The following is a 5,499-nucleotide window of genomic DNA, read 5'->3' as shown; positions in this document are numbered from 1 at the left end:
CCACACGCCCACCCGGCCTATCAGCAGCTGCCCCACCAGCTGGTTGATCCGCGGCACGGCCGCGCCCGACCGCCGCCGGGGCGCGGGGCCGCCGGGCGCCGGCCTCCCGGACGCCGCGGACCAACCCCGACCGGCCTGGTGCGCCCGGCCGACCGGCGCGGCGAAGGGCTGTGGTCCCGGCCGCAGACCGGCATGCGGCGGGGTCGACATCGCCGGATTCGAGGCGACGGGGCCGGGCTGCCCGGCCGATCCCAGAGCGCGGTGCCCGACCGGTGCCCCGGGGGCGTGGTGCCCGGCGGGTGGTACGGGTGCCTGCCCGGCGAACGCCGCTCCTTGACCGTGCGGGCCGGCCGACGGAGCCGCAGCGAACGGCCCACCGGGCGGCGTCGAGGCGTGCGGCACGGATGGCGCGCTCGGGTACCCGGCGCGCGGCGCGCCGGGCGCGGGCAATCCCATCGCCTGCCGGACCGCGGCGGCGAACTCTCCGCAGGAGTCGTAGCGCTCCTCGATGTGCTTGGACAGCGCCCGGTTCAGCACTGTGTCCAAGGCGGGCGGCATACCGACGCGCACCGAGCTCAGCGCGGGCGGCTGTTCGCGCAGGTGCCCGTGGATGACCGCGACGGGCTGGGTCGCGTGGAACGGCACCCGCCCGGTCAGCAGCCAGAACAGTGTGCACGCCAGCGCGTACTGGTCGGTGCGATGGTCCATGTGACCGCCGGTGAGCTGTTCCGGGGAGGCGTAGGCCAGGGTCGCGGTCACCGTGCCGGTCCTGGTCAGATGGGCGGTGTCCTCCTGCGGGCGGGCGATGCCGAAATCGGTGAGGAACACCCGCTCCTGGCCCGCCGCTCGCGAGAGCATGATGTTCGCCGGCTTGACGTCACGATGCAGCACGCCCATCCGGTGCGCGTAGTCCAAGGCGGCGGCGGTCTCGGCGACGATCTGCGCGGCGCGCGGGGGCGGCAGCGTCCGCGCGTCCAGCGACGACGCGTCGACCCCGTCGACATATTGCATGTCGATCCACAGCTGCTCGTCCTCGAGCCCACGATCGTAGACCGCGACGATGTTCGGGTGGTCGAGGCGGGCGACGAGCTCGCCCTCCCGTTCGAACCGGGCCCGCAGTTCCTGGTCGGCGAAGGCCTCGCGGTTCAGCAGCTTGAGGGCCGTGCGGCGGGGCAGGCGCGGGTGCCTGGCGAGGTACACCGCGCCCATTCCGCCCTTGCCGAGCAACTTCTCCACGGTGTAGCCGGCGAAGACGGCCCCCGGTTGCAGCACTGGTCCCCCGTTTGTCGCGCTCGCGTCGCGTCAGTTCTCCGCCGCCAGCTGGCCACAGGCGGCGGCGATCTCCTGACCTCTGGTGTCACGGACGGTACACGGCACGCCCTGGGCGTTCACCCGGCGTACGAACTCCTGCTCCACCGGCTTCGGGCTGGCATCCCACTGGCTACCCGGCGTCGGATTCAACGGGATGACGTTGACGTGCACCCGCGAACCGAGCGCCTTGTGCAGCTTGGCGCCGAGCATGTCCGCCCGCCACGGCTGATCGTTGACGTCGCGGATCAGCGCGTACTCCACCGACACCCGGCGTCCGGTGCGGTCGGCGTAGTAGCGGGCGGCGTCGAGCACCTCGGCGACCGGCCAGCGATTGTTGACCGGCACCAGCGTGTCGCGCAGCTCGTCGTCGGGGGTGTGCAGGGAGACCGCCAGCGTCACCGAGAGGCCCTCGTCGGCGAGCTTACGAATGGCCGGTGCCAGCCCGACCGTGGAGACGACCACGTTGCGCTGGGAGATGCCGAGGCCGTCCGGCGCGGGCGAGGTGATCCGGCGCACGGCGGCGACCACACGTTTGTAGTTGGCCAGCGGCTCGCCCATGCCCATGAACACGATGTTCGACAACCGGCCCGGCCCGCCGGCCACCTCGCCGTCGCGCAGCGCGGCCGCCGCGGCGCGGACCTGGTCGACGATCTCGGCGGTGGACAGATTGCGGTTCAGGCCGCCCTGGCCGGTCGCGCAGAACGGGCAGGCCATGCCGCAACCCGCCTGACTGGAGATGCACAAGGTGTTGCGATCGGAGTAGCGCATGAGCACGCTCTCCAGCAGCGTGCCGTCACCGGCGCGCCAGAGGGTCTTGCGGGTGGTTCCGTCGTCGCAGGCCACGTGCTTGACCACGCTCAGCAGCGGCGGAAACAGCGCCTCCCCCACCGCGGCGCGCACCGGCGCGGGCAGATCGGTCATCAGCGCCGGATCGGCCTGCAGTCGGCCGTAGTACTGGCGAGCGATCTGGTCGGCCCGGAACTTCGGCAGTCCGAGCTCCTCGATCGCCGCGCGCCTGCCGTCCGCGTCGAGATCGGCGAGATGGCGCGGCGGCATACCGCGGCGCGGGGCATCGAAGACGAGGGGAAGGGAGACGGCCATAGTTCTTCCAGTGTCCCATCCGGCCGCCGGGAGCGCCGACCCAGGTCGGGTCGGGGTTCAGCGTTTGGCCACGCGCCGCAGTTGCAGGATGCGCACGCCGCCCACCAGCGCCATCACCAGCGCGCCGCCGATGACCGACAACAGCACCGCGACGCCGAGCGGCAGGGTGAACTCCCAGAAGAACAGGCGAACGCCGACCGAGGTCAGGTTCTGCAGGATGAACACCAACAGCAGGATGAGGATGAGCGCGCCGAGCACCAGCGCGGTCCACGCGTACCCGGCCCTGGACGTCAGGCTGACCTCGCGGCCGCTCTCCGGCTCCGGCAGCCCCGGATCGCCCGGCTCCCCCGGCTCGACGAGGGGCGGCTCGTATTCGTCGTTCGCGGACATGGTTCGATCATGGCCGATGCCGTGCGACGACCACGGCAAATCGGCGACACGGCGCGCCGGGGATCGGTTCCCGGGATCAGATGAGGGTGCTCAGCACCAGCCAGGAGACGAACGCCGAGGGCAGCATGGAGTCGAGCCGGTCCATGATCCCGCCGTGGCCGGGCAGCAACGTGCCCATGTCCTTGATGCCGAGTTCGCGCTTGGTCTGCGATTCGATCAGATCGCCCACGGTGGCCACCACGACGAGACCGATGCCGAGCACCACACCGATCATCGAGTTGGCGTCGAGCAGCAGCGTCACCGTCAGCAGGCCGCCGATCACGCTGAACACCAGCGAGCCGGCGAAACCCTCCCAGGACTTCTTCGGGCTGATCGAGGGCACCATCGGATGCTTGCCGAACAGCACACCCGCCACATAGCCGCCCACATCCGAGCAGACCACCAGGATCATGAACGTCAGCACCCGCAGGTTGCCGTCGTCCCCGAGCAGCAGCAGGGTGGCGAACGCGCCGAGCAGCGGCACCCAAGCCAGGGTGAACACGGTGATGGCGGTGTCGCGCAGGAAGTTGCGCGGGGCGGTGCTAAGGCCGTGGTCGAACAGCCGCCAGACCATGCAGATCAGCGCGGTGAGGGCGAAGGCGCCGAGCACGCCCTCGGCCCCGAACGGCCAGCCGAGCCAGAACACCGCCTGCCCGCCCAGCACCAGCGGGATGCACGGGACCAGCACATCGGCCTCGCGCAGCCGCTTGGCGACCTCCCAGGTCGCCACGCCGATGCCCGCGCCGGCGAACGGGATGAACACCAGCGGGGCGAACAACAGGATGGCGATGAGCGAGAGCCCCAGGCCGAAGCCGACGGCCAGCGCCGCGGGCAGGTTACGGCCTGCCTTGGAGACCGGCGCCGACGGCGACACCGCCGCCGCGGGCACAGACGCGGCCGTGGGTGAAACCGCCCCGGCGGAGGCCGCCGCATGGGGCGTTCCCGGTGTGCCGTTGGCCGGCATCGGCTCGTCGGCCGCACCCTCGGCGGCGGCTTTCTCGGCCACGATTGTCCCGTCGCTCACTCGTGTATTCCGTTTCGTCCCCCGCCCGGGCGGGCCCTCGGGTCGTGCTCAGACCTCGAGGAGTTCGGCTTCCTTGTGCTTGACCAGTTCGTCGACCTGACCGACGTACTTGGCGGTGGTCTTGTCGAGTTCCTTCTCCGCGCGGCCGACCTCGTCCTCGCCCGCCTCGCCATCCTTCTGGATCCGCCCGAGCTCTTCCATCGCTTTGCGGCGGACATTGCGGATGGCGACCTTCGCGTCCTCGCCCTTGCCCTTGGCCTGCTTGACCATCTCGCGGCGACGCTCCTCGGTGAGCTGCGGGATGCTGATCCGCAGGATGTCACCGTTGTTGGTCGGGTTCACACCCAGATCCGAGTTGCGGATGGCGGTCTCGATCGCGCCGAGCTGGCTCGCCTCGTAGGGCTTGATCACCACCATCCGCGGCTCGGGCACGGTGATGCTGGACATCTGGGTGACCGGAGTGGGCGACCCGTAGTAGTCGACCAGGACCCGGGAGAACATCCCCGGATTGGCACGACCGGTACGGATGGTGCCGAGATCGTCCTTCGCCACCGAGACGGCTTTCTCCATCTTCTCCTCGGCGTCGAAGAGCGCTTCTTCTATCACGGCCATTTCCTCCACAGCGTCGTCATCGTCATGATCCGCGGGCCGCGGACTCAGGACCGAACCAATGTGCCGATCTTCTCACCGGCGACCGCACGGGCGATATTGCCCTTCACCAAGAGATTGAACACCAGCATGGGCATCTGGTTGTCCATACACAGACTGAACGCCGTCGCATCGGCGACCTTGAGTCCACGCTCGATCACTTCCTTGTGGGTGACCTCGGTGAACATGGTCGCGCCCTCGACGACACGCGGGTCGGCGTCGAACACGCCGTCGACCGCCTTGGCCATCAGCACCACGTCCGCGCCGATCTCCAGCGCGCGCTGGGCGGCGGTGGTGTCGGTGGAGAAGTAGGGCATGCCCATGCCCGCGCCGAAGATGACGACGCGGCCCTTCTCCAGGTGCCGCTTGGCGCGCAGCGGCAGGTACGGTTCGGCCACCTGCCCCATGGTGATGGCGGTCTGCACGCGGGTGTCAACGCCCTGCTTCTGCAGGAAGTCCTGCAGGGCGAGGGAGTTCATCACGGTGCCGAGCATGCCCATGTAATCCGAGCGGGCGCGCTCCATACCGCGCTCCTCGAGCTCGGCGCCACGGAAGAAGTTGCCGCCGCCGATCACCACGGCCACCTGCACGCCGGTCGCGACGACCTCGGCGATCTGTTCGGCGACCGTCTCCACGACGTCCGGGTCGAGTCCGACCTTTCCGCCGCCGAACATCTCACCACCCAGTTTGAGCAGTACCCGGCGATATCCAGGACGCGCGGTTCCCGGGTCGGTCATCGATGTCTCTCTCCTTCGGCGATCGGCTCTGCTCACCCTCGGTGAGCCCTCGGACGGCGTGGTTCCGGCAGGGATTCGGAACCGCCCGGCAAAGCTCTCTCATCCTGCCCTACCGGAGCCACGTCGAATTCTCGAGCCCCCGGGAAAACCGGATGCGACAGCGAACGGGGCCCCCCCCCCCGGCGGGAAAGCCCCGGCGGGGGGGGGGGGGGGGGGGGGGGGGGGGCGGGGGCCCCCCCAGCCCGCGCG

6 protein-coding genes are annotated in these 5,499 nt (G+C 70.2%); all 6 read right to left on the bottom strand.

Annotated elements, in window-relative coordinates:
* On the bottom strand, positions 1 to 1,272 hold a 1,272-nt coding region (locus QH283_RS15130; protein ID WP_280503635.1), incomplete at its 3' end, for a serine/threonine-protein kinase.
* A gap of 30 nt (positions 1,273 to 1,302) precedes the next feature.
* Entirely contained in the window at positions 1,303 to 2,412 is a 1,110-nt protein-coding gene (rlmN, locus tag QH283_RS15125; protein ID WP_280503634.1) for a 23S rRNA (adenine(2503)-C(2))-methyltransferase RlmN, read from the bottom strand.
* 57 nt (positions 2,413 to 2,469) lie between these two features.
* On the bottom strand, positions 2,470 to 2,802 hold the full coding sequence (locus tag QH283_RS15120; protein WP_280503633.1) for a LapA family protein: 333 nt from the start codon (positions 2,800 to 2,802) through the stop codon (positions 2,470 to 2,472).
* A gap of 76 nt (positions 2,803 to 2,878) precedes the next feature.
* Complete coding sequence (locus QH283_RS15115; RefSeq protein ID WP_280503636.1) at positions 2,879 to 3,805, bottom strand: phosphatidate cytidylyltransferase; 927 nt, start codon at positions 3,803 to 3,805, stop codon at positions 2,879 to 2,881.
* 108 nt (positions 3,806 to 3,913) lie between these two features.
* Positions 3,914 to 4,471, bottom strand: a complete 558-nt coding sequence (gene frr / locus QH283_RS15110; RefSeq protein ID WP_280503632.1) for a ribosome recycling factor — start codon at positions 4,469 to 4,471, stop codon at positions 3,914 to 3,916.
* A gap of 50 nt (positions 4,472 to 4,521) precedes the next feature.
* The gene (gene pyrH, locus QH283_RS15105; RefSeq protein WP_280503631.1) at positions 4,522 to 5,250 is read right to left on the bottom strand and encodes a UMP kinase; all 729 of its coding nucleotides are present in this window, start codon (positions 5,248 to 5,250) and stop codon (positions 4,522 to 4,524) included.
* Positions 5,251 to 5,499: the final 249 nt, after the last annotated feature.

Source organism: Nocardia farcinica, assembly GCF_029867845.1.
Lineage (GTDB): Bacteria > Actinomycetota > Actinomycetes > Mycobacteriales > Mycobacteriaceae > Nocardia > Nocardia farcinica_A.
Note: the sequence above shows the minus strand (reverse complement) of the source record. Positions and strands in the feature narration are given on the sequence as shown.

Coding starts and splice junctions, on each gene's coding strand:
- rlmN (WP_280503634.1), bottom strand. CDS start 2,412: ATGGCCGTCTCCCTTCCCCTCGTCTTCGATGCCCCGCGCCGCGGTATG.
- QH283_RS15120 (WP_280503633.1), bottom strand. CDS start 2,802: ATGTCCGCGAACGACGAATACGAGCCGCCCCTCGTCGAGCCGGGGGAG.
- QH283_RS15115 (WP_280503636.1), bottom strand. CDS start 3,805: ATGCCGGCCAACGGCACACCGGGAACGCCCCATGCGGCGGCCTCCGCC.
- pyrH (WP_280503631.1), bottom strand. CDS start 5,250: ATGACCGACCCGGGAACCGCGCGTCCTGGATATCGCCGGGTACTGCTC.